The sequence below is a fragment of the Microbacterium sp. B35-30 genome (assembly GCF_010634855.1).
Taxonomy (GTDB): Bacteria; Actinomycetota; Actinomycetes; order Actinomycetales; family Microbacteriaceae; genus Microbacterium.
Map to the genome: position 1 here is coordinate 1 of NZ_MWLQ01000067.1, position 543 is coordinate 543.

Annotated in this window: 1 pseudogene; it reads right to left on the minus strand. The window is 67.8% G+C overall.

The features are described from left to right. Nucleotides 1–481: pseudogene (locus tag B2K11_RS20320) on the minus strand (primosomal protein); the annotation flags it as partial. Nucleotides 482–543: the final 62 nt, after the last annotated feature.

The following is a 543-nucleotide window of genomic DNA, read 5'->3' on the forward strand; positions in this document are numbered from 1 at the left end:
CACCGTCACGGGGCGCGTACGGGCGGTCGCCATCACGCTTCTGGTACGGCTTGCGATCCCCGTCACGAGGCGCATAGGGACGGTCACCATCACGCTTCTGATACGGCTTGCGGTCGCCGCCATCACGCGGCGTGTAGCTCCGGTCGCCATCGCGAGGCGCGTACGGGCGGTCGCCGTCACGCTTCTGGTACGGCTTCCGGTCACCGTCACGAGGCGCGTAGGGACGGTCACCATCACGCTTCTGGTAGGGCTTGCGATCCCCGTCACGCGCAGCGTACGGACGGTCGCCCTCACGCTTCTGATACGGCCTACGGTCACCTTCGCGGGGCGCGTGCGACCGGTCGCCCTCACGCTTGGCGTACGGCTTCCGATCGCCGTCGCGCTTCTGGTACGGCTTGCGGTCGGCTCCTGCCGGCGACTGCTTCCCGTCGGATCGTTCGCGCGGCGCGCGTCTGTCGTCGCGCGGCTCCTGCTCTGCCATTGTTCGATCCTCCTGGATGTGGTCTGCCTCGGCAATCCACCGTGTTAACGCGTAATGGCCAC